Raw genomic sequence first — 23017 nt, forward strand, 5'->3', positions numbered from 1 at the left:
CATATTTAGCAACAATGTGAAAATATAATATTTATAAATTGGTCTGGACTTTGCTGAATAATTTGAATCAGAACAACAAATCAAGCAGAGGTGGGACATGTCATATTTACTACAAATGCCGATGAAGTTTGAATGCGGTCATTGCCATCAAATGTATCTACATACTTATCAATATACCGACCTCCACTGCCCTGAGTGTCCAACCTGTCGAGATCAAGGACTGCTCATGGGCGTGGCTGAATGGGATGATTTACTACAACACCCGATCGTTTTTGCTAAAAATTATCTTAGACATACATGGCATATGCTAAGCAAACCACACTCATGATCCCAGCAATCAAACCAAATACGGTTGCGACTCTCAATTTTTCTTTAAAGATGATGAGGCCCGCAACCACACCTAAAACCACGACCAAAATATTCATTCCAGCAAACACGATTGCAGGTGTGTCTTTAAGCAACATGTGGGCTTTCACATACAGTGCGATATTGGCAAAGTTCAAGAGACCTAAGCCCAATCCAGCGAGGATATTTTTGGTCTGCCCCAAACTGCCGTGCTGTACGATGTTATAAATGCTCGAAAGTAAAAATGCACAAATAAACACCAAATTTAAAGTCACCGCAAACTGCATGCCCAAACCTGAAGCAAATTTTAATAGCACATCAATCAGTGCATAGCCTGCCCAAACGCTTAATAAAAATAAAATACCCTGCTTTCCATCAATGCTTCCCTTGCGCTGTGAAAATAAAATCAGCAATACCGCAAGTACACCAAGTGCGATACCAATGAGCTTAATGGCATTAAAATATTCACTGAAAATAAAATAGGCTGCGCTAAGAGAAAGCACAACAGATAAGCGCTGAGCCAATTCGGTTTTTAAAATACCCGCTGTTTGCAGTGAGCGTGCTAAGCAATAAAAAATCGTCGGCAGTAATACACCCAAAGCCGCAATTAAAACCCACGGCGTTTTATTAATCGAAATATGCGCTAGATCCGGCTTAAACCATAGAAAACATAAAATACTCGCAGATGCATAATTCCATGTGATCATTTGTGCAGGGTTAAAACCCCGATCACGACATAGTTTTAGAATTACTGAAACGAGAACACTGCAAATCGCGGCAGCAAAGATCAATTCCATGACACGCTCTTATTCTTGAGTTATATTTAAAGCAATTTTTCTAAGTTCAAATCAAAGAAAAGCCCACTTAATTGTGGGCTTTTCTTCAAAAATAATCTATCTCAAGACAAATTATTTATAGTGACTCACCATTTTCTCTAAAGAAATTGGACGAATCTTGTCAGCATTACCCGCTGTACCAAATGCTTCATAACGATCGATACAAATTTGTTTCATCGCATCAACAGTTGCAGAGAAGAATTTACGTGGGTCAAATTCAGCTGGTTTTTCAGCCATCATACGGCGCATAGCACCTGTAGAAGCAAGACGTAAGTCAGTATCGATGTTAATTTTACGAACACCGTGTTTGATTGCGTCTACAAGTTGGTCTACTGGAACACCATAAGTTTCGCCGATGTTACCACCGAATTCATTAATTACAGCTAACCATTCTTGTGGCACAGAGCTTGAACCGTGCATTACAAGATGTGTATTTGGTAAAGCAGCGTGAATTTCTTTAATACGGTCAATTGCTAAGATGTCACCTGTAGGTGGGCGAGTAAATTTGTACGCACCGTGTGAAGTACCCACTGCAATTGCAAGTGCATCAACATTAGTATCGGCTACAAATGAACGCGCTTCTTCAACTGAAGTTAAAAGCTGAGAATGATCAAGTACGCCTTCAGCGCCTACACCATCTTCTTCACCAGCCATACCAGTTTCAAGGCTACCTAAACAACCGATTTCGCCTTCTACTGAAACGCCACACGCATGTGCCATTTGAACAGTACGACGAGTCACGTCTACGTTGTATTCGTATGAAGTTGGCGTTTTACCGTCTTCACCTAAAGAACCGTCCATCATCACTGATGAGAAGCCAAGTTGAATAGAACGTTGACATACATCAGGGCTAGTACCATGGTCTTGGTGCATAACCACAGGAATATGTGGCCATTCTTCGATTGCTGCCAAAATCAAATGACGCAAGAACGGAGCGCCTGCATACTTACGTGCACCCGCAGATGCTTGTACAATTACAGGTGAATTTGTTGCATCTGCTGCAAGCATAATTGCACGCATTTGTTCTAAGTTGTTTACGTTGAATGCTGGTACGCCGTAAGCATGTTCGCCGGCGTGATCCAAGAGCTGGCGCAATGAAATAAGAGCCATAATATCCTCCCAGGTAATGCCGCATATTCTACATGCTCAATCATTTCAATTCAGCAACAAATAACACTATTTAAAAAAAAATCCCTGCATTTGCAGGGACTTTTTAAATAAAGACAACAATCTTAGTGAGCGGCTGCTGCTGAAGCGGCTGTTTCAGCGTCAGCTGTTGCTTCGTCTGCAGGTGCATTTGCAATTTCAGCAGGAACATCTTGGTTCTTTTCATCCAATACTGGCTTATCAAGTTCATCAATGACTTTTTGTTGTTCTGGCGTTGTTTGAGCATTGTCTACGGCAACAGCAGATGCTTCTGATTCCGTTGGTGCAGACTCTTTTTTAGCACAGGCTGTCAAAGTTAATGGTGCGATTAAAAGTACAGCAAGTGCAAGTTTTAAGTTCATCGTTGTTTCCTACTACTGCGAATTAGGTGTTGCGATAAATTTTATTGCAGAAATATTGCACTTTGATGACGGCAAAATGAATGGGCGAAAAAAAGGCTGACCGAAGCCAACCTTTTTTAATACTGTACTATCTTATTAATAATACTAAATTAAGCACGGTCAAGAAGCGCTGCTACAGCAGGAAGAGTTTTACCTTCAACGAATTCAAGGAAAGCACCACCACCAGTCGAGATGTAACCAATATTGTCTGCAACTTCATATTTATCAATTGCAGCAAGCGTGTCACCACCACCCGCGATCGAGAAGCCTTCAGATTCTGCAATCGCTAAAGACAATGCTTTGGTGCCTTCGCCGAATTGATCAACTTCAAACACACCTACTGGACCATTCCATAGAATAGTTTTTGAAGTTTTCAAGATTTCTGCAAATGCTTTTGCAGTTTCAGGGCCAACATCCAAAATCATGTCGTTGTCTGTTACATCTTCAACTTTTTTCACGACAGCTTTAGCAGCAGCTAATGAACCGAGGAAGTCTGCAAAATCAATTTCAGCAGCATCAGCAACAACAACATCTGTTGGAAGTGGTACAGATACTTTTGCAGCAATGGCTTTTGCTGTGTCGATCAGGTCATTTTCACAAAGTGATTTACCAACATTGAAGCCCGCAGCAGCTAAGAATGTATTGGCAATACCACCACCCACGATCAATTGATCACAGATGTCAGATAGTGAAGTTAATACATCTAATTTAGTAGAAACTTTTGAGCCTGCAACAATCGCAACCATTGGTTTTGCAGGAGTTTTAAGTGCACGGCCTAGCGCATCAAGCTCAGCAGCAAGTAAAGGACCTGCGGCAGCCACTTTTGCACAACGTGCTACGCCTTCAGTCGATGCTTCTGCACGGTGAGCCGTACCAAATGCATCCATAACGTAAACATCACAAAGTGCTGCATATTTAGCAGATAATTCAGGATTGTTTTTCTTTTCACCTACGTTGAAACGGCAGTTTTCTAGTAAAACCACTTGACCTGGCGCAACGTCAACACCGTCTAAATAATCAGTGATCAGTTGAACATCTTGACCCAAAGCTTCTGTTAAATAAGCGGCTACAGGTGCTAGAGACTGTTCTGCTTTAGGCTCACCTTCAACAGGACGACCTAAGTGTGAATACACCATTACAGCAGCACCTTTTTCTAAAGCTGCTTTAATTGTTGGCAACGCCGCACGTAAACGTGCATCGCTTGTAATCACGCCATTTTTAACTGGTACGTTAAGATCTTCACGGATCAGAACACGTTTACCCGCCAAATCTAGGTCAGTCATACGCTGAAAGTTCATGCATTACTCTCTTTTATTGATATCAAAACGCGACGATTTTAAATGATTATGCAGAAAAACGTTAGCTTCTTTTGCAGAAAAGCTATGTCGAGCCAAAGTTTTGTTATGATAGCGAAAAGCCTTATAAAGATTCAGCGCTTATGTCGATTCATCCAGACCCAAATATTAATCGTTTAAATGTTTTAGGCGAACCCTTGGCAAGCTGTTGTTTTGATCCGATTACCGGATATTTTAGAAATGGCTTTTGCCATACAGCAACAACAGACCTTGGTCAGCATACGATGTGTGCACAAATGACATCTGAATTTTTAAACTTTTCCCAAAAAGTTGGCAATGACCTAATCACACCCTTACCCGAAGTTGGTTTTCCAGGACTACAACCTGGTGACTTCTGGTGTATCTGTGTGACTCGCTGGGTGGAAGCGTATCAAGAAGGATTTGCCCCACCTATTAAAATACAAGCGTGTCACCAAGCGGTGCTGTCTTATGTACCGCTTGATGTACTTATGGAATATGCAGTGTAATGAGTACTTCCAAAATCATTTTGGCTTCGAGCAGCCAAACCCGTAAAGACCTAATGGACCGTTTACGGATTGATTACCTCTCAATCGTACCAGATATAGACGAAACACCTCGTGGTGAGAACCACGCTGATGAGTTAGCAAAGCGACTGGCATTTGAAAAAGCTTCTGCGATTGCAAACCAACACCCAGACGCGATTGTGATTGGTTCTGACCAAGTCGCATGGCGCGAAGGCGCACCAGATATTTTTATCGGTAAACCGCTTTGCGATGAAAAAGCCATTAAGCAGCTTCAAGCCAATTCTGACAAAATCGTTTATTTCAGTACGGCACTCAGTGTCCAACAAAAATCGACAGGTTTTGAACAAACCCTTGTCGAGCACTATAAAGTGAAGTTTCGCAAACTTAGCTTGCCTGAAATTGAACGTTATGTTCAGGTTGAACAACCGTTACACTGCGCTGGCAGTTTTAAATGTGAAAGTTTAGGGATTAGCTTATTTGAAGAAATGATCGGGCAAGACCAAACTACACTCATGGGTATGCCGATGATTAAACTCTGCAATATTTTGCGTGAGCTTAAGATCTTAGTCCCATAATTTTAAAATCTTTATCTGTTACAGCATAATAAACACATCATTAGCTCTTTATGGGCTAATGATTAAAAAGTCACTTACTTATTTATTACAACCAAGAACTGAAAACATGAAAACGTTTAATTTAATTTCATCTAGCCTCATTAGCATTAGCCTTCTATTTTGTTCGACAAACGGTCATACCAATACAGTGAATCAAACTGTGACCAACTCTCAGCAATACAACAAAAACTTAGTCAATGAGTGGGTTCAATATAAATTTATCTATGCTGAATTAGAACAACAAGGCGCTGCGATGCAGGAGCAAATCATTCAACAACTGGGCACTAAAACCAAAACCGGTGGTAGTAACTCACCAGAACAACAAATCAATAAACTGGTTGCTCTAGGCAAACAAAAATTTGAAAGTATTCAACCACAAACAGTTGAAGTGAAAAAACTTCTAAAACTACAAACCGAAAATGTTGAAATGATGGCAAAAGTCATGCCGAATCATTTCAAATTAATGTCGGACAAAGAAAATACTAAAATTGACACCAATGCACATTTTGAGCAATTCATGAAATTTTCAGCGACCACGGCTGCTGCCAATAGCTATGATTTGGAAGTTGAAAAATTAGTCATGCAATATCTCAAAGACAATCCTTTAAAATAGTCTCAAGCTAATCGAAATAATTTAATGAAATAGAGCCTTGCTAAAAACAGGAATCTCAAGGGACAATATATCCATTGAAATTGTATGTATTTAGCTATGGCTCATTCTCTTGACATCCTCGGCGGCATCAGCGCTGAACAATTCCTTGCCGAATATTGGCAAAAAAAACCATTATTGGTTCGAAATGCACTCCCTGAAATTGCCCAAATACTTGAACCGAAAGACGTTCTAGAATTGGCTTTAGAAGATAACGTCACTGCACGTCTCATTAAACAAAAAGATCGTGATCCTAACCAATGGACAGTAAAATCTTCTCCGCTACTTAAAGCTGATTTTCAAAAAATGCCGAAACTGTGGACTTTATTGGTTCAAGCTGTCGATCATTATTCTTTTGACCTAGCCGAGCTATGGAAGCAGTTTTCATTTATTCCGCAATGGCGTCGTGATGACATCATGGTGTCGTATGCACAAAAAGGTGGCTCTGTCGGGCAACATTTTGATTTTTACGATGTATTCCTCGTACAAGGCTATGGTCACCGCCGTTGGCAATTAGGTCAGATGTGTGATGCAGATACTTCATTTGTCGAAGGTCAACCGCTTCGCTTACTGCCAGAAATGGACGTTCATTTTGATGAAGTGCTTGCTCCCGGCGACTTACTTTATGTGCCACCAGGCCTGTCACACTATGGCGTAGCTGAAGATGAATGTCTGACCTATTCATTTGGCTTCCGCATGCCAAATGTCACTGAAATGATGGATCGAGTGACAGACAAATTCACAGACAATCCCCTACTTAAAAATCCATTAACTGATATTTTACGTGATCAAATCAGTGCGATCGGCCAAGTGACTGAAAATGAACTTGAGTATTTAAAAGAAAAGTTATTTGAACAATTGCAAAATTCAACCGTACTTGAAGATGCAATCATGAGCTTAATGTCAGAACCTAAATATCCTGACAATATTCCTGAAGCCGAAGAAATCGGCACTGGTGATCTTGAAGAGGCCTTAGATCAAGGCTATCAACTCATGTTAGAACCGGCTTCACGCTTACTATATACAGAGCAAGACGGTGATATTTTGTTTTGGGCAAATGGCGAAGGAATCTGTATCTCAGACGAATTTGCAGTGCATTTAAAAACCATTGCAGATGGCCAAAGTCTAGCGCTAGACGAATCTTTATATGATGCTGATATCTTAGAAGATATTGCCATGCTATTAAATGAATCTGTGCTGATGCTCGTCCCAACGTAAGCTGAATAAACTCAATAAAAAGGGAGCGTCATGCTCCCTTTTTATACTGCTGAATAGCATTATTTTCGCTTTCTACGATTTAAAAAATCTTCGACTTGATCGGCTTTTTTTTCCACGATGACGTGATAAACCCATACAATCAATAACACCAATCCAATAAACCAAAGATAGCGCATTACACCATATTGACCACCTTTGCCTTGCCAAATTTGTAATTCAATACTTTGAAACTCCACATTCCTCGACTCAAATAAACTTAGTTGACTGGTCATACTATTTGGATCATTGGCAGCATTGACTGAAAAAGGCGCACCGTCCATAACAAAAGTAAATTCTTGTCCTGCATCCAATGTTTCTAATCGTTCAACCTGATCAATACCTGCATCCATTTGCATAAGATTGCTTGAGGTTTGTTGAATAGCGGCATTGTAGTTATCAATTTGAAATTTTACAGATACCTCACCACTGGTCATTGCCCTACCTTTGACCAACAAGACTGCACGATATGGGTTTTGATTGGATGTCGCCGTGTAATCCACTGCAAAATTTTTAGTGTTTAATGTATTTGTATCGCTTTGACTTTCACTGAGTAATTGTTGAATTTCTTCGGTACTTAACACCGCATGCTGGAACAAAATCTGCCCATACTCACCCGGTTTAGGCGCATGATCCTGCGAACCACAAGCGGCGATAAAAGTGACACAGCAGAAGAATGCAATGCGCTTTAGATGACTTAATATCGAATTGATCATCATTTTTATTATTTCAATATATTATTTTATGCAGCTGATTTTAAATTAATTTCTGTTTGAATAATGGTACAGCCTTGCTGAGAATGAATTTTGAAATTTCCGCCTATACGCTCCACACGCATTTTCATACTTCTCATACCGATACTCATGCCATGATTTGAAACACTCTCAACATCAAAACCGACGCCATCATCTTCAATAGTTAATAACAATGCGCCATTTTCGAACTGTGACAGCGTGACATTGACATGATTTGCTTGGCTATGTTTCACAATATTGGTCAGGCTTTCTTCAATCACTCGTATTAAAGTCAGACACTGAATTGCCGTTGGTTTGATCGCCCACTGCGAAGGAATACACCATTTGGCATTCATTTCCACTTCATCCATCAACTGACTAAAGCGATGTCGAACAGGTGCGATCCAGAGCAAAGGTGAATCTGGCACTTTACTGTCTAAAGATGATCCACTATCAATAATTTGCCTTAAATCATCGCGCAATAATTTCAACATCGACAAGAACTGTCTGTTTGGAATATTACTTTCACACTGATCAACCAAGATCATCGAGCGCACAATGGATGCGCCCAGACCATCATGCAGATCATGCGATAATTTAATCCGTTCCTGCAGGCGTACATTACTCAGTTCAAGCTGATGTTTATCATTCAAGCTACTACATAGTTCATCACTGACTTTCTGAACTTCAAATGCCAAATCATCATTATATTTTTCAATTTTCTGTATATTTCGATTGAGTCTCGCCCCCAAGATCACCACTATAAATAAGGTTATAATCGGTGAAGTAACGGGTGATAAAGGTGTAAAATTTTCTTTTGGAAAGAGCACCAAGACTGTGATATCAGCTATGACTATCACAATTATCACAGTCAAACAGATTGCTAATAAAATATAGTCCTTTCTTCGTTCTTTGAAACAAATTTTACACAGATAGAGGTAAGTGATAAAAAAGAATGCACAATACAAAAAGAAAATAAGGCTCGAAATATCTGCATTTTGTTCGAATGGCCAAATACACACCACACCAATCAGTGCAGCAGTCAACATTGTAAATGACAGTTCTATTCGTGGAAACTTACGCCCAAGAAAGCGTAAGATATAAATGCTAAAGCACTGAAAGTACAGCATTACAAATATCAGATTAGCTTTGGCAGAAAAAACCGAATCTGGGTATGGAAAGGTTTCAGTAGTCAGGGCATTACTGAGAAATAAAATCCACAGCACTGTTGAAAGCGCAAACCAGCCAAAACTGGTATCACGAGGACGCATCAACCAAATGATAAAGCAAATTAGACCCAAGACCCCAGAAAGAAAAATATTTAACTGTAATATGGTCCGACGTGTAAATGTAGTTTTTTCGGCTTGCTCTACCGTTGCCATTACATTATTAAATACTACTGGGCCCAAGCCAGCATTTAAACTCGAGTAACCATACACATAGATCAAAGTTTCATTATGATCATGTTTGATTCCACTTATCGGTAAAATCCAATAGCGCGCAACATTCCAACTTTTAGAAATCGGTTCTTGAAGATTTTTATTGGTCCACAGCAAGTCGCCATTCAGAAAGACTGAACCCGTATTAATGATATAATCAATATATAGTACGATGGGTTCTGCCAAACGGGCATTATTTTTACAGTACCAAGACCAGTCTAGTTTATACCAAGCACCACCTTGATAACCTTCCCAGTCTTTATCTTCTTTCCAACGATCAGGTAATTGTGTGGTTTTCCATCCCGTTCTGGGTAATTCTTGATTGGATGGTGTTTTCACCCGTGAAATGCTATTCACAGTTACATTACATTGATCATTTACAGGGAAAACTTGCTCTGCATGACTCAAGGTCCCCCATACTAAACAGAGGATAAATAATAAAAAATATCCTCCTTTACGCATTATAAAATACCCATAGATCTTGCTGTACTCACGGCTTTTGTTCGTTTCGTTACGGCTAATTTTCGGTAAATATGTTTAATATGGCTTTCTACGGTATAGCGCGATACAAAAAGCTGTTCAGCAATCTCACGATTACTCAAACCTTGAGCAACCAAACATAAAATTTCTTTTTCACGACTGGTCAGCAAGTTCAAGTCTGCTTCATCAGCGACTGTTTGTTCTGGACTTGGTGCTTCAGCTTCAGATATTTGTTTGAGGATTTCTCGTGCAATAAATGGGTCAATCGGCGCCCCACCACGTAAAATACTCCGAATAGATAAAAGTACTTCAGCATCATCACGTTCTTTTAATACATAGCCTGTTGCACCTGCTTTAATCGCAGCAAATAAGCTTTCTTGTGTACTCCATGCAGAGACAACCAAGATCATAGTATTACTTTCGAGGGAACGTATTTTTTCAATAATTTCGATACCACTGCCATCAGGCAAACCTAAGTCAACTAAGGCTAATGATATCGGTTGTGTCTCTACGGCTTGAATAGATTCTTTAACATTTTTGGTGAAGATAAGCTCTTCACGCTTATAACCCAGCTCCGTCAAAATTTGACGTAAACGTAATTGAATAATTTCCTCATCTTCAACGACAAGCACCGGTACGGGTAGTATGACTTCTTGTGGTGACATGATTTACTTCCCCCGAAAACATGAAATGTCTTTTACATTAATCAGTTTAATCCTTTTAAGATATCCCTGTAATTAAGTAAATTTCTTATTTTTAATAATTTATTCTAATTCAATTGATGCAGTTATGATGCATTTTTCTTCTAATTTTAGACCCATTTATCATTACAATATGTGTATAGCCATCTGTCTGACTATACACTGCACTTAGCTTAAACTTGAGTAAGATTAGCTCAAATATTGCTTTTTCAGATATTGCACAATTTTTTCAGATTCGAAAAGTTCAACACCAGTATTGGGATCTTTCAAATATGGCACTTGAATATTGTTCCCCATGATTTTTAACACTTGTTCACGCTTACCACCTTTTAGAGGTACATATTTACCCAGTTTTAAGCGCATTATCGCTAATCCCTGATCTTGCCAACGCTCCTTGGCCACATTATGAAAAGTATATGCCAGCTCCATTTCAGACAATGCGCTACGTACGATGCGTGTATATGGACTCGCTTCAAAACCCCATAGTTCTAAGAGTTGACTTGGTGCATCACGATGGATAACTTTACGCTGCACCCACACGCCTTGAGCCCCATTAATTAAGGTTCCAACATAGGCAACATACGGAATTTTAGGATAACTGGCATATTTCTTAGGAGTCTGACCTGTTTTGCCATAATGTTTAAATAAATGATGAATAATTTGCTGAGATTCGTACAAACGATCCCCTGTATTGTCATCCACCAAGAAAGGAAATTGCTGTTTTCCACCTAATTTCTGTACCTCTAAACGGTACTTTCTAGCCCCTTTGGGACATGGGTAAACCTCATAATCCAAATTAAGTGTGGTCAAAACTTCACGCACACGACGGCAATACGGAGAACCTTCAAATTCGTACAGTTTAAGGGCTTTTTCAGGTTGTTTGGGATAAGGCGTCCCATTTGTACCTCGTCCGCCCTCTGCTACGCCTGAGAGCAACGCTTGCGCCACTTTTAATTGATGCAACAACATACTTTTTTCCTTTCTTTTTTTATTTCGTATTTTTATACAACAGCCGAGAGTCCTCAGCTGAGGTTTGTATTTTCTTTTTCACATTTATATCGTCGTGTATGAGCAAGAATTACGCTTTCATTCCACGACTAAAAATTCAAGTACGCTTATAAAGCAACCAATTGCTCTTTTGAAACAACAATGCCGTTATTGTCAGCATAAATAAAATCACCAGATTGAATGTTTACACCACCAAAACTCAATGGAATATCTGTTTCACCCACGCCTTTGCGGTTACTTTTTTGTGGAATTGCGGCCAAAGCATGCACACCTAAATCAAGTTCGGCTATTGCATCGACATCACGCACGCAGCCGTAAATAATGACACCATTCCAATGATTCTTGACTGCAGATTCAGCAATCATATCGCCCATCAAGGCACAGCGCATCGAAGCGCCACCATCCACAACCAATACTTTACCCGTACCATCGGTTGCCAATAATTCTTTAACACGAGAGTTATCTTCAAAACATTTGACCGTCACCACCTGACCGCCAAAACTTTTTCGTGCACCATAACTTTGAAAGAATTTACCATCCATTGATGGGATCACCACTTGTAATTCTTTGTCTGGATGATTATCAAGTAAATCACAAGTGACGAATGGAACTGTAGACACGATATTTCCCTCATTTAATTGTTAGTATGCGTAAATTATCATAAATCTCGAACTTTTCAGTCTGAGTTTGTGCCGCTTCGACCATAGTATGAGCCACTTGCTGTGCTGTCACTGGCTTAAATTTGAAACGATCAGGTACAAAATGCGAAAAGCGCATATAAAGTTTCTGTGTCGCATCTTCTAAACGTCGAGATTCATGACGCTCACCAAGTAACAGCGAAGGCTTTAATATCGAAAGCTGATTTAACTTTAAGGTTTTTAAATAATATTCCAATTCCCCTTTGACTCGATTATAAAAAAATGCGGAATTGGCGTCAGCGCCCATAGCACTGACAATGATCAATTGTGTATCTGTATATTCTAATAATTCAGCAAAATGCGCATTGATGCTAAAATCGATCTGATAAAAATGATCTTTAGACCCTGCTTTTTTAATGGTCGAGCCTAAACAACTAAAGGCATGACTATAATCTCTCACATCATCCTGAGTCAGAGAAAGAAAGTCACTGATCACCATTTGTTGAACTTTTGCCAGTCCATTCAGTTCATGGTCACGCTGACGTACCACAGCAGTAATATTCTTACATCTTGCATTTTGACTGAGCTGACGAACCAATTCCCGCCCGACCAATCCTGTTGCTCCGATGACAATCGCATTCTCTATACTTTTAGTCATTTTTCATACAATCTCAATCACTTTAGACTAATCTAACGTTTTCTTTAAAATTTTTCTGCATCTAAAATGTTGTCAAAGCATGTCAAGACTTGACTTAAGCGCTTAGTTTAATCACAATATGGCACTTGTTTACGGGCTGGTGATAGTTCTTCTGATGTTGGTTTTCAGATGTAATTTCAGCCCGCCCAGACCAATCTATTTCAAGGAGTGCACGAGTGGCAAACTCTGCTCAAGCAAAAAAACGTGCTCGTCAAAACGTTAAAGCACGTCAACACAACGCAAGCTTACGTTCTATGGTTCGTACTTATCTTAAACGCACAGTAGCTGCTATTGCTGCTGGTGATTACGCTGTCGCTACAGAAGCTTACAAAAAAGCTGTTCCTGTAATCGACCGTATGGCTGATAAAGGCATCATCCATAAAAACAAAGCTGCTCGTCATAAGAGCCGTTTAAATGCACAAGTTAAAGCTTTAGCTAACTAATTTGTTGCGATGAAAAAAGCCCTTTTTAGGGCTTTTTTTGTGCCTATTGATTTTTAAAAGCAAAAAAATAAGGTCCTTATTGGACCTTATTTTCTATTTACAGATTATTTATTAATCAGTTTCATATTCGTCGCTGATAAATATGTCCATAATAAGTTTTTGCTTGCTGTCAAATTTGTCCAACGTTGATTGCCACCGTTGGTACAGCTATATCGAATTAAATCCGCACGGTTATTTTGCAAACGTCCCGTATTTAAATCCATGCATTGACCACTTTGACGAATCGTTGTAGTCGCAGGGTCCATGGTCCAAATTTGATTGGTTTGGTTTAACATGCAGCGTTCTAGCGTCACTTTAGCTGAACCACCGTTGCCTGTAATACATTGATCTGGATTTGACTTACTGTGTATACGACCAATGGCATCATATACCCACTGTTCAGTATCATCCGCAGTACATCCGCTTGGGCCACTGATGTATAAATTTAATGTTCCATCAGTTAAGGTTTCAGATTTCAAACAGTTGTTACCATTTTTGATCAATGTCGCCTGCTCGAACAAACCTTCTTGAGTGACTGAAAGCTTTTTCATAAATGCTTCAAGTGCGCTTTGTGCCTCAGGTAATTGATTGGTTAAGTCTTGTGCATACACATTCATCCAACGATTTAGTCGGTATGCGGTGTTTTGTTGCGATTCATAACGGGTTAATTGCTGACGCGCCACACTATTCATCAATGACTTGTCATTTTTATATGACTCATACAGCATTTTTTCAGTTGGATTTAGTGCAACAACAGCATTTGCAGCTTGCGCTTCCAAAGCACTTTCCAATTGAGGAAGTTCGATAGCACGCAAAGCACTATAACCATGTTGACGTCCAATTTTGACGGCCGGCTTGATCGCTGTGCTGTAGACTGGAATATCAATATTTGCTAATAATTTGGCTTCTTCACCTGCTTTTTTACAGTATAAATCGACCTTCTGTGGTTGATCTGCCAAAGCTAAATTGACATGCAGTTTATTGGCATTACTACCTAATCGTGCAGGTGCTAAAGCAATATTGTTGACTTTATTAGAGTATTGCACATTCAACCAACATGCCGCTTGATCTAAGGCCGTATTGGCAGCTGTTAGATCATAAACATTGCCCCAGTTTGAACGTGCCGCAGGGTATAACAAACCGACTTGATTGACTGGATCATAACCACCTAAAATTGTAATGACAGGCTGCCCAAATACCCGAGGTCGTGGATAATTTTGATCTGCGTTATACCAAACCGGAGCCGTAGAATTTGGCATCTTCGGTTGAGCGACTTCCATTTCACGAGTGGTTTTATTCCACTTTTTGTAGCCGGTAGGTGATGTTTCATCCCAGACATAACGGTCAAAGTGTGGTTGAATTTTCAGGAATGTGCTGTAACCCGTATAGTGTGTGTAGCGTGATACATTACTATCAGGATACCCGCCGGACATGGCATCTTTTCCGTACGGAAACAAATTTTTAAAATTTGGGATACCATTCGCTCCATCCCACTTCCATGTCGCCGTCCATGATAGATTTCCGCGCATCATATTGCGATTGGCAATATAACCCCATCCACTGTCCGCATGATGTGCAGCCCAAAATAGATTGTCACCTACCTGACCAGGGTAATGTCCTAAACCATAGTGATGGCCAATTTCATGGCTAAATTCATTCCCTACAGAATCATAAAGCGTGAGCATGCCATTACCACCACTCAGTCCATGAGTATGCACACCATTGGCATAGTTCCCCTTCGTATGATGGACAACTACTGTTTGGGTTAATTGTGGCTGACTTTGGTTGGCCATAGATGCACTGGTAATACCCCAGTTAGCAAGGTTTATACCAACACTAAAGGTTGATTTACCGACATCCTCACGCATGTCTCCTGCATAAACACCACCATCTCCGGCACTTTTACTGTCATAAATAACACCTGAAGATACCATTGCACGTGTTAACTGAATATCATCATATTGTGCAACCGTCATTTCCGCTGCAGGAATGGTTTGGAAATAATCTGTGCCCGCTTTTTCAGGCTCTAGTAGCATATAGTGGCCGGTAGAATTTGGCTTATCTGCCAACATACCAACACGGATATTATTTAAAACCAATTCCCCTGGTGCAGCAAAATCGATTTTATCCTCAGCCAATTCACCGCTGGCTTTATTTGCGTCGATAAATTTTAATCTTAGACCGGGTTTAACTTCATCCCAATTAAGTTTCGTGGTCCACGCGCGTTTACTGTACCAAACATCTGGACGACCTCTTTGCCCACTCTGGTCTGAAACAGGCATTTGCGTCGGATCGTCCAATGTCGCGGTACGAACTAAGCGGTTGTTTTGATAGATTTCTACTTTGAGTTGCTTGATGTTTTGCATATCAAGTGTTGGCGTCACGATAAGCAGCGCTTCTTTTTCACTGGTTAACCGTGGCATTTTCTTGGCTTCGTTCGCATTCGGATCGACAACATGACTTTGACCAAATTGAACTTGAGCTGAAAAGTTGCCGACTAAATCATTTCGTATTTCACGAACAGCATCATTTGCATCGTAGTCATAAAAGCCAATACTGGTATCATCGACTATGTCTTGGGTCGGTTCTGGATAATTTGCAGTTGATGCAGAACCACTTGAACTATCACCACCGCCTCCACCACCACAAGCAACTAACATTAATGACACAATACAAATTGATAATTTGTTATATGAAAAATCTATCACACTTTTCACTACTATTCCCCAATTAGCCACAAAAAAATCCAATAAAGAGACTTACATAAAAATATATAAATCAACAATTTACAACAAAGTTAATGCTATTTTCTTTTTTTTAATCATTCAATTGCCGTGTTTTGTCACTTATTAACAATTCAAATAAAATCTAAATATTTTGTATTGGTAGAATCATTATTAATGTGACAGGTATTTCACTTTTCAACTAAAATTAAGATGTAGACCTGTTAATACAATCGTATATTCCCGACAGAAATTGTCAGGATATTTTTAGAAACTTTGTAAATAAAAATTTTAAGAAATGGCTTAATCCCATATATTTTTTATGGTATTTTAATTTTCATCCTAGGCAGCCATTGCTGTACAAATGAAAAGAGGGATGAAAATGTCAATTAACCAATTTTTGCCATCATTAGAAAAATTTGCAGAAGCAGAACATCAATATATTGAATATTTTACAGCGAAAGGTGAAAAAGACATTTTAGGTAAAGTCATTTCAAATATGAAATCGACCGCTGAGATTCAGGCCTCTCAAGGTGTAGACTCATGGTTAGCATATGGCGTGTACTTACCAGCTGTAGAACGTATCTTTGCACTGCATCAAGGGGAAACAGAAGCTGAATTTTTTGAACGCACACAATATCCAGCTGAACTCGTGCAAGCGTATAGCATTAAAGATCATGACATTGCGACTTTGATTGCCGCTGACAAATATAGTCGAATCCACCAACAACATCTCCCTGTCAATACTAGCCGCTGGCCTTATAGTGACGACGGTTCAAGTATTGATTTAAATCAATACCCTGCACGAATTAAAGCCAATATTTAATCTTTTATTTAATGAAATACTGAAACAGATAAAAAAGGCATCCGCACATGGATGCCTTTTATAATTTTTTTATTATTAGCAAAATTTCTTAAAGTTGCTGTTCAGCTTGCTGAAATTCACGAATATTTAATTCATTTAGTTCACCACGCCAAATCCATTTCAGTTTTGACTCAAGGAATACATCTCCTTCAAACCAAACAAATAAACCTTCCATCATTTTAGGCCAATCTTCGCGTGTCACGATATTTTTACCTGAAATAATGGCAAGAATTGCAGCCAAAATCGTATCATGACTCACCGCTAGACTTAGACCATAATCATTGGTTGGATGAGTGTTGTAAATCAACTCCAAAACATCTACCACCCCATGAATGGGCTGTTTCATACCCGGCAAAGCATTATTCACAAAACTATTAATAAAGCCCAAGGCACCTTGCTTTTGAAAATATGGTCCTGCTTTTTTAATATCGAGCACAAAACTTCCCGGCTCGACCAATAATCCTTGTTCAATGATCTCGATATGGTGGGTATTTGGCTCAATCGTGACGTTATCTGCACCTTGAATCATCAAAGCTGCCGTATCCACACAGCGCTGAATTGGACTCGAAATACAGTGTTGAATAACACGATCGGTATTTTCAACCAAATAGCTGCCCCACGCTTCGGCTAAATCACGTCCTTGATGCGTAAGTTGTAAGTCATAACCGGCCAAACCCTGTCCTTGTACAACTTCACGAATGGAATGACGTGTAAACAATGTTACAGGCGTCTTTTCATCCGGCAATAAGTCTATTGCTTTCAGCATACTAGGAGGGAGCAAATCTAGGGCCATAATTGACAGTTCTTATATGCAGGAGATTTAACGGAGTGTGCAGACACTATAGCATGAACCCGATTTAGCTCAAGTTTTGTCAGGCATGTTTGCCAAAGCATTTAAGGCCAATTCTTTCATTGCGGCATTTTTAAATGCAATAAATCCACCATTTAATAAAGTTGTACGTTGGTTATATAAAAAAGCGCGACCTTTAAAATCAACCAAACCACCACCAATACGCTCGATTAAACATTGTCCAGCGCTGGTATCCCATTCACAGGTGGGATGAAAACGAGGATAAATATCCACTCGATCTTCTAACATCATACAAAACTTATATGCACTACCAGCATGGTATGCCTGATAAGGAGTGAGTTTTTCTAAAGCGTCTAGATAGTCCGTATAAATTGGCTTATTTTTGGCACTTTGACTCAAGCCAACGTGTACGACATTCTCTAAAGAGGTTTCAACATATTCATACCATGTGGTTGACTGGCTATCATATTTCAGCGGCAGTCCCTCAAAGGGACAAATATATACGCTGTATTCCCCGGGAATCGCCAATATGGCAAAGGTAGTATTAGCACCCTCAACCAAACTCAGATTAATGGTAAATTCAGGTCTTTTATGTAAAAACTCTTTGGTACCATCTAAAGGATCAAGCAGCCAAAATTTTTGCCATTGCATACGTTCAGACTTGTCACCTTCCTCTGACAATACAGGCAAGCTAGAAACTTTAGATAATGCTTGGGTAATATAGCTATTTGCACGATAGTCAGCTTGCGTTACAGGTGAATCATCACTTTTACGTTCCACATCAAAATCCGCACCTGAGCAATAACGCTGATATTCTTCTCGCAAAATTTCGCAAGCTTGTGTCACAATGGGAACCAACTGCAAAATCAGTGGGTCTTGCGGTGCTGTTGTTGTTTTAAACATAGAATACCTTTATATGCCAAATTACTCAGAAAAGCCGACGATCATTTTCGATATGGACGGTACTTTACTCGATCTTGCTTATGATGATTTTATCTGGAATGAGCTGCTGCCAATTCGCTATGCTGAACAGCATCAGTGCTCACTCGAACAAAGCAAGCAAACGCTATTTAGTTTTTATCAACAACATAATCATACCCTAAAATGGTACTCCTCTCGCTTTTGGACGTCACAAGTTGGCGTTGATGTTTTGGCAATGCAAATAGAACAAAAAGCCAAAGTGGCTAAACGCGAAGGCTGCATTGAGCTACTCACCTATCTTAAAGAAAATGGCTATCCTATTTGGCTTGCGACCAATGCCGACTATGCAGGCTTACAATTCAAACTTGAAGAAACCGGTCTTCGTGATTTTTTCGATGTTATCGTCAGTTCAGAAACTCTCGGTCATGCCAAAGAGTTTATTGAGTTTTGGCAAATATTAGCAAGTAAACATCCCTTCGATGCAAAAAACTGTTACTTCATTGATGACACAGAAAAAGTGCTTAATGGTGCAAAACTTTTTGGGATTGAACAGCTCTATTCGATTCAGCAGCCTTCATCTGCCAAAGCGCCTCGCGAGACTTGTAATTATCCAATGCTGTCCGCATTAACAGATTTAATCCCTATTTTAGAAGCTCAAATGACTGAGCAAGCCGAGGAACAGAAAAAATATGCGTAAATCAAATCTAGCCGAAGATGCGGTTGGTATGCGTATAGACAAATGGTTGTGGGCTGCACGTTTTTTTAAAACACGCTCTATTGCCAAAAATGCTATTGAAGGCGGTAAAGTTCATCATAATGGCGAACGCGTTAAAGTCTCTCGTGAAGTTCGTGTAGGCATGGAGTTAACCATTGCACAAGGCCTTGAGAAAAAAACTGTGGTGGTGAAAGCACTGTCGGATGTTCGTGGGCCTGCCCCAACCGCTCAGCTGCTTTATGATGAAACTGAGGTCAGTATTGCAAAACGGGAATTGCTCGCATCACAAAGAAAGTTGCATAATCTAGCTCGGCCAGATCATCGACCAAGTAAAAAAGATCGTCGCGATATTGGTAAATTTAAAAGAGAAAATGATCAACAGTTTGACCAGCAATGGTCTTATAATGATGATTAAGTTAAAGCGTCACAACATGTCGCACCTGTTGTGATTTTCATAGAACAAAAGGATGATTTCTGTCACTATACCCTCGTGGAACAGATCTAAACTGAATACATCCACTTGAGTATATTGTTTCGTGACATCGTATTGAGGTTGTAAGATGGATGATAATAAAAGCAAGGCGTTAAATGCGGCCTTAAGCCAAATTGAAAAGCAGTTTGGTAAAAACACCGTTATGCGTCTTGGTGATAACACCGTACAGGCAGTTGAAGCTGTCTCTACAGGTTCTTTAACATTAGATATCGCACTAGGTATTGGTGGTTTGCCTAAAGGTCGTATCGTAGAAATCTACGGTCCTGAATCTTCTGGTAAAACGACTATGACATTACAAGCTATTGCACAATGTCAGAAAGCTGGCGGTACTTGTGCATTCATCGATGCTGAACATGCATTAGACCCTCAATACGCACGTAAACTTGGCGTAGATATTGATAACTTACTTGTTTCACAGCCAGACAATGGTGAACAAGCACTTGAAATTGCAGACATGCTGGTACGTTCAGGTGCCATTGACCTGATCGTTGTCGACTCTGTAGCTGCACTTACCCCTCGCGCCGAAATTGAAGGCGAAATGGGTGACTCACACATGGGCTTACAAGCTCGTCTGATGAGCCAAGCACTGCGTAAAATTACCGGTAATGCGAAACGTTCTAACTGTATGGTAATCTTCATTAACCAAATCCGTATGAAGATTGGTGTAATGTTTGGTAGCCCAGAAACCACAACTGGTGGTAATGCACTTAAATTCTATGCATCTGTACGTTTAGATATCCGCCGTATTGGTCAAGTGAAAGAAGGCGACGAGATCATTGGTTCAGAAACCAAAGTGAAAGTTGTGAAAAACAAAATGGCTCCTCCATTCCGTGAAGCGATTTTCCAAATTCTTTATGGTAAAGGCGTGAACCATTTAGGTGAGCTTGTTGACCTCGCAGTACAACAAGAAATTGTTCAAAAAGCAGGTGCTTGGTATTCATACCAAGGTGACAAGATTGGGCAAGGTAAAAACAATACCATTCGCCACTTAGAAGAACACCCTGAACTTGTGCAAACTATCGAAAAACTGATTCGTGAACAACTTCTGACTACGGGTACAGCACCTGTAGAAGACAAAGACGAAGAAGAACCAGACTTTTTAGATGCTTAATACAGCATACTTTAATAGCACACGAAACGCCCTACGGGGCGTTTTGTTTTGCACTCAAAATTTGTATTAAAATGACCCCATGACTAAAGACCATTTTCCACTCTTGCTTGATTATGAAGCACTGAAACAACAGTTTGCAGAAGCTGAAGAAACTACCTGCGTAAATCATGCTGCACAAACTGACATTTCACATGACAATACTTCGGTGATCGATCACACTGCGTTGCATTTTGACACCAATGGTAAAGATGTTCATGCTGAAAAAAAACCGGGACTGCGCGGCTCTCGTCTACGCTCGTACGCTTTTGCAGTACTCACACGTAAAGAATACTCAAAAGCAGATTTAATCGAAAAATTAGCACTGTATGCGGATAGTCGTGAAGAAGTCATACACTTGGTGGAAGAACTCGCACGTGAGAGCTATCAAAGCGATCAGCGTGTAGCAGAGATGGTGCTATCGAGTCAAAAACGTAAAGGTAAAGGCCCTAATCGTATAAAGCTCGCGTTAAAAAATAAAAAAGTAGACAGTGAATTAATTCAGGATGAATTAAAAGAAACAGATTGGGTCACTGAAGCCTACCAGCTTAAGATAAAAAAATTTGGCAAAGCTGTTGAACGTGATCCAAAACAAAAAGCCAAACAAATACGTTTTTTGCAATATCGAGGCTTTGATCTCGATACGATTTTTAAAGTGATTGCACGTAAAGAATTTGATGACGAATAAAAAAAATATAGATCTAAATGAAGAATTAATAAAACTAAAATAAAGAATAATATAGGATTGAAAAAATGAGAGGACGTTTAATTTATTATTATTGAAACTGGTGGCAACCCTACCAGCAAGACTTCGGCACATCATATTTCTACTACCGTTGCTACCTTCCGGTCCTGGCGGGGTTTATAGAGTACAATTGCGAAGTAACCGGCAGGGCTACCATTGCAAGAACAGAGTATAGAGATTTTTAATAAACATGCAAGCCTAAAACCAAGAATTCCTGAATAGAAAAAACTGTTTGATTATTTATAAATCAATATGATGGTCGATGATGTAGAAAACGTGAAACTTCATCACTATATTTTTACTTTAATACACAGCAAGATTGTAAAAGCTTATTGCAATTCAGAACTTTGGCGTTTTTAATGTGCTTATCGTTTTATCTAAAGCTGTCTGTAATAAAACTATTCTATACGGACATGCTTGTAACTACATGGAATTTTTATGATGTTTAAACAGCATGTATTGTGTGCCCTTACATTGACTTGCTCAGGTGCATTATTTGCCAATATTCCAATTGAATCTCGTGGTTTGAGTGGCGCTAATAATGGCACTGTGTATACAGCAAATAATACGGCCATTCAAACAGGTGCTGGCTCTACCCCTATTCCAACCAATTTGAATTGGCAGCTTATGCAGAAGAACCAACAGCTCGAAAATGAATTGCGTAGCTTACGCGGTAAAATGGAAGAGCAAGACAATATTATCGAACAATTAAAAAGTGAACTTACAAACCGCTATGCAGATTTAGATCAACGTTTAGAACTACTCCAACAAAAAGTAGATCCAAGTGAAGACACAGAGGCTGCGGAGGATAACCAACAAGGTACTGCACCCAGTAACAGCTAATACAGCGCCTACACCTATTAAACAACCTACGACCCAAGCAACATTAAGCTCATCTGCAAACCAACCTGTAAATGCAGGTGGTGACTCACTTGAGCTCGAGAAAGCGGCATATACCGTTGCTTTAGATGCATACAAACAAGGTGGTGCGAAAAAAGCCATTGCACCGATGAAAAACTTTATTAAGAATAATCCTAACAGTGTCTATATTAGCAATGCATATTTTTGGCTAGCTGAGTTCAACCTTGCTGTTGAACCGACCAACTACGCGGAAGCGAAAAAGAACTATAGTATCGTGGTAGATCAATACCCTGAGTCGACCCGCGCACCTAGAGCGTTATATCAACTGTATAGCATTGCAAAAGACGTCGATCGAAATAGTAGTTTAGCAACGCAGCTCAAAAGCAAGCTTATCCAAAAGTATCCAAAATCTGAAGAAGCAGGCTTTGTTAAAAAATAGTCCTATTTTTAACGCAAAAAAAAGACACCTTAT

At 39.7% G+C, this 23017-nt stretch carries 24 protein-coding genes, 1 other RNA gene and 1 pseudogene; 12 read left to right on the forward strand and 14 right to left on the reverse strand.

Features of this window, described 5'->3' with window-relative positions:
* Positions 1–97: 97 nt before the first annotated feature.
* On the forward strand, positions 98–328 hold the full coding sequence (locus FTT92_RS03565; protein WP_180106494.1) for a hypothetical protein: 231 nt from the start codon (positions 98–100) through the stop codon (positions 326–328).
* On the opposite strand, the gene FTT92_RS03570 is transcribed toward FTT92_RS03565, so the two are convergent.
* The 4 genes from FTT92_RS03570 to FTT92_RS03585 form a co-directional block, all read right to left on the reverse strand.
* Positions 288–1142, reverse strand: coding sequence for an EamA family transporter (locus FTT92_RS03570; protein WP_180084315.1), 855 nt, complete (start codon positions 1140–1142; stop codon positions 288–290). The two genes, FTT92_RS03565 and FTT92_RS03570, sit on opposite strands and share 41 nt — an antisense overlap.
* 111 nt (positions 1143–1253) lie before the next feature.
* Positions 1254–2291, reverse strand: a complete 1038-nt coding sequence (fba, locus tag FTT92_RS03575; RefSeq protein WP_078193509.1) for a class II fructose-bisphosphate aldolase — start codon at positions 2289–2291, stop codon at positions 1254–1256.
* 122 nt (positions 2292–2413) lie between these two features.
* On the reverse strand, positions 2414–2689 hold the full coding sequence (locus FTT92_RS03580; protein WP_180171469.1) for a hypothetical protein: 276 nt from the start codon (positions 2687–2689) through the stop codon (positions 2414–2416).
* Positions 2690–2838: 149 nt separating this feature from the next.
* On the reverse strand, positions 2839–4026 hold the full coding sequence (locus FTT92_RS03585) for a phosphoglycerate kinase (protein ID WP_180084314.1): 1188 nt from the start codon (positions 4024–4026) through the stop codon (positions 2839–2841).
* Positions 4027–4166: 140 nt separating this feature from the next.
* Here FTT92_RS03585 and FTT92_RS03590 point away from each other — a divergent pair, with 140 nt between their 5' ends.
* The 4 genes from FTT92_RS03590 to FTT92_RS03605 all read left to right on the forward strand — a co-directional run bounded on the left by FTT92_RS03590 (position 4167) and on the right by FTT92_RS03605 (position 7049).
* A complete protein-coding gene (locus FTT92_RS03590) occupies positions 4167–4550 on the forward strand; it encodes a DUF2237 family protein (protein ID WP_078193708.1) in 384 nt (127 codons plus the stop codon).
* On the forward strand, positions 4550–5143 hold the full coding sequence (locus FTT92_RS03595; RefSeq protein ID WP_078193512.1) for a nucleoside triphosphate pyrophosphatase: 594 nt from the start codon (positions 4550–4552) through the stop codon (positions 5141–5143). Before FTT92_RS03590 ends, FTT92_RS03595 begins: the two co-directional genes overlap by 1 nt.
* Positions 5144–5249: 106 nt before the next feature.
* Positions 5250–5795, forward strand: a complete 546-nt coding sequence (locus FTT92_RS03600; RefSeq protein WP_180155508.1) for a hypothetical protein — start codon at positions 5250–5252, stop codon at positions 5793–5795.
* Between the two features lie 96 nt (positions 5796–5891).
* Positions 5892–7049 (forward strand): cupin domain-containing protein, encoded by a 1158-nt coding sequence (locus FTT92_RS03605; protein ID WP_180171470.1) that lies wholly within the window; start codon positions 5892–5894, stop codon positions 7047–7049.
* Between the two features lie 59 nt (positions 7050–7108).
* On the opposite strand, the gene FTT92_RS03610 is transcribed toward FTT92_RS03605, so the two are convergent.
* From FTT92_RS03610 to FTT92_RS03635, 6 genes are all read right to left on the reverse strand, one after another.
* Positions 7109–7804: a hypothetical protein gene (locus FTT92_RS03610; protein WP_180171471.1), complete on the reverse strand. Its 696-nt coding sequence runs from the start codon at positions 7802–7804 to the stop codon at positions 7109–7111.
* 23 nt (positions 7805–7827) lie between these two features.
* Positions 7828–9720 carry an ATP-binding protein gene (locus FTT92_RS03615; protein ID WP_180171472.1) on the reverse strand — a complete coding sequence of 631 codons (1893 nt, stop codon included), beginning with the start codon at positions 9718–9720 and terminating at the stop codon, positions 7828–7830.
* Positions 9720–10403 carry a response regulator transcription factor gene (locus FTT92_RS03620; protein WP_078188703.1) on the reverse strand — a complete coding sequence of 228 codons (684 nt, stop codon included), beginning with the start codon at positions 10401–10403 and terminating at the stop codon, positions 9720–9722. The genes FTT92_RS03615 and FTT92_RS03620 overlap by 1 nt, the downstream gene beginning before the upstream one ends.
* Positions 10404–10628: 225 nt before the next feature.
* Complete coding sequence (locus FTT92_RS03625) at positions 10629–11408, reverse strand: glutathione S-transferase N-terminal domain-containing protein (RefSeq protein ID WP_180171473.1); 780 nt, start codon at positions 11406–11408, stop codon at positions 10629–10631.
* A gap of 146 nt (positions 11409–11554) precedes the next feature.
* Positions 11555–12067, reverse strand: a complete 513-nt coding sequence (rraA, locus tag FTT92_RS03630; RefSeq protein ID WP_180171474.1) for a ribonuclease E activity regulator RraA — start codon at positions 12065–12067, stop codon at positions 11555–11557.
* A gap of 10 nt (positions 12068–12077) precedes the next feature.
* Positions 12078–12743 carry an NAD(P)H-binding protein gene (locus FTT92_RS03635; protein WP_180115776.1) on the reverse strand — a complete coding sequence of 222 codons (666 nt, stop codon included), beginning with the start codon at positions 12741–12743 and terminating at the stop codon, positions 12078–12080.
* Between the two features lie 215 nt (positions 12744–12958).
* Here FTT92_RS03635 and rpsT point away from each other — a divergent pair, with 215 nt between their 5' ends.
* Positions 12959–13225: a 30S ribosomal protein S20 gene (rpsT, locus tag FTT92_RS03640; protein ID WP_078188707.1), complete on the forward strand. Its 267-nt coding sequence runs from the start codon at positions 12959–12961 to the stop codon at positions 13223–13225.
* A 104-nt stretch (positions 13226–13329) separates the two neighbouring features.
* Here the strand turns inward: rpsT and FTT92_RS03645 are convergent, their stop codons facing one another.
* On the reverse strand, positions 13330–15924 hold the full coding sequence (locus FTT92_RS03645; protein ID WP_180171475.1) for a M66 family metalloprotease: 2595 nt from the start codon (positions 15922–15924) through the stop codon (positions 13330–13332).
* A gap of 445 nt (positions 15925–16369) precedes the next feature.
* Between FTT92_RS03645 and FTT92_RS03650 the strand changes: the two genes are divergently transcribed.
* Positions 16370–16813: a hypothetical protein gene (locus FTT92_RS03650; protein ID WP_180171476.1), complete on the forward strand. Its 444-nt coding sequence runs from the start codon at positions 16370–16372 to the stop codon at positions 16811–16813.
* An 88-nt stretch (positions 16814–16901) separates the two neighbouring features.
* Here FTT92_RS03650 and FTT92_RS03655 read toward each other — a convergent pair whose 3' ends face one another.
* Both FTT92_RS03655 and FTT92_RS03660 read right to left on the reverse strand, forming a co-directional pair.
* Positions 16902–17645, reverse strand: coding sequence for a histidine phosphatase family protein (locus FTT92_RS03655; RefSeq protein WP_078188709.1), 744 nt, complete (start codon positions 17643–17645; stop codon positions 16902–16904).
* A gap of 69 nt (positions 17646–17714) precedes the next feature.
* Complete coding sequence (locus FTT92_RS03660) at positions 17715–18566, reverse strand: 3'(2'),5'-bisphosphate nucleotidase CysQ (protein ID WP_180171477.1); 852 nt, start codon at positions 18564–18566, stop codon at positions 17715–17717.
* A 13-nt stretch (positions 18567–18579) separates the two neighbouring features.
* On the opposite strand from FTT92_RS03660, the gene FTT92_RS03665 reads away from it, so the two are divergent.
* The 4 genes from FTT92_RS03665 (at position 18580) to FTT92_RS03680 (ending at position 21627) form a co-directional block, all read left to right on the forward strand.
* A complete protein-coding gene (locus FTT92_RS03665; protein ID WP_180171478.1) occupies positions 18580–19281 on the forward strand; it encodes an HAD-IA family hydrolase in 702 nt (233 codons plus the stop codon).
* Positions 19274–19714, forward strand: a complete 441-nt coding sequence (locus tag FTT92_RS03670; protein WP_168377604.1) for an RNA-binding S4 domain-containing protein — start codon at positions 19274–19276, stop codon at positions 19712–19714. Before FTT92_RS03665 ends, FTT92_RS03670 begins: the two co-directional genes overlap by 8 nt.
* A 145-nt stretch (positions 19715–19859) precedes the next feature.
* On the forward strand, positions 19860–20903 hold the full coding sequence (recA, locus tag FTT92_RS03675) for a recombinase RecA (protein WP_078193524.1): 1044 nt from the start codon (positions 19860–19862) through the stop codon (positions 20901–20903).
* A gap of 79 nt (positions 20904–20982) precedes the next feature.
* The gene (locus FTT92_RS03680; protein WP_180171479.1) at positions 20983–21627 is read left to right on the forward strand and encodes a regulatory protein RecX; all 645 of its coding nucleotides are present in this window, start codon (positions 20983–20985) and stop codon (positions 21625–21627) included.
* 107 nt (positions 21628–21734) lie between these two features.
* Here FTT92_RS03680 and ffs read toward each other — a convergent pair.
* Positions 21735–21831: signal recognition particle sRNA small type (ffs, locus tag FTT92_RS03685), an RNA gene on the reverse strand.
* A gap of 291 nt (positions 21832–22122) precedes the next feature.
* Here ffs and FTT92_RS03690 point away from each other — a divergent pair.
* Positions 22123–22984 (forward strand): annotated as a pseudogene (locus tag FTT92_RS03690) (YbgF trimerization domain-containing protein).
* Positions 22985–23017: the final 33 nt, after the last annotated feature.

This window comes from Acinetobacter sp. YH12023, assembly GCF_013420135.1.
GTDB classification, from domain to species: Bacteria; Pseudomonadota; Gammaproteobacteria; order Pseudomonadales; family Moraxellaceae; genus Acinetobacter; species Acinetobacter amyesii.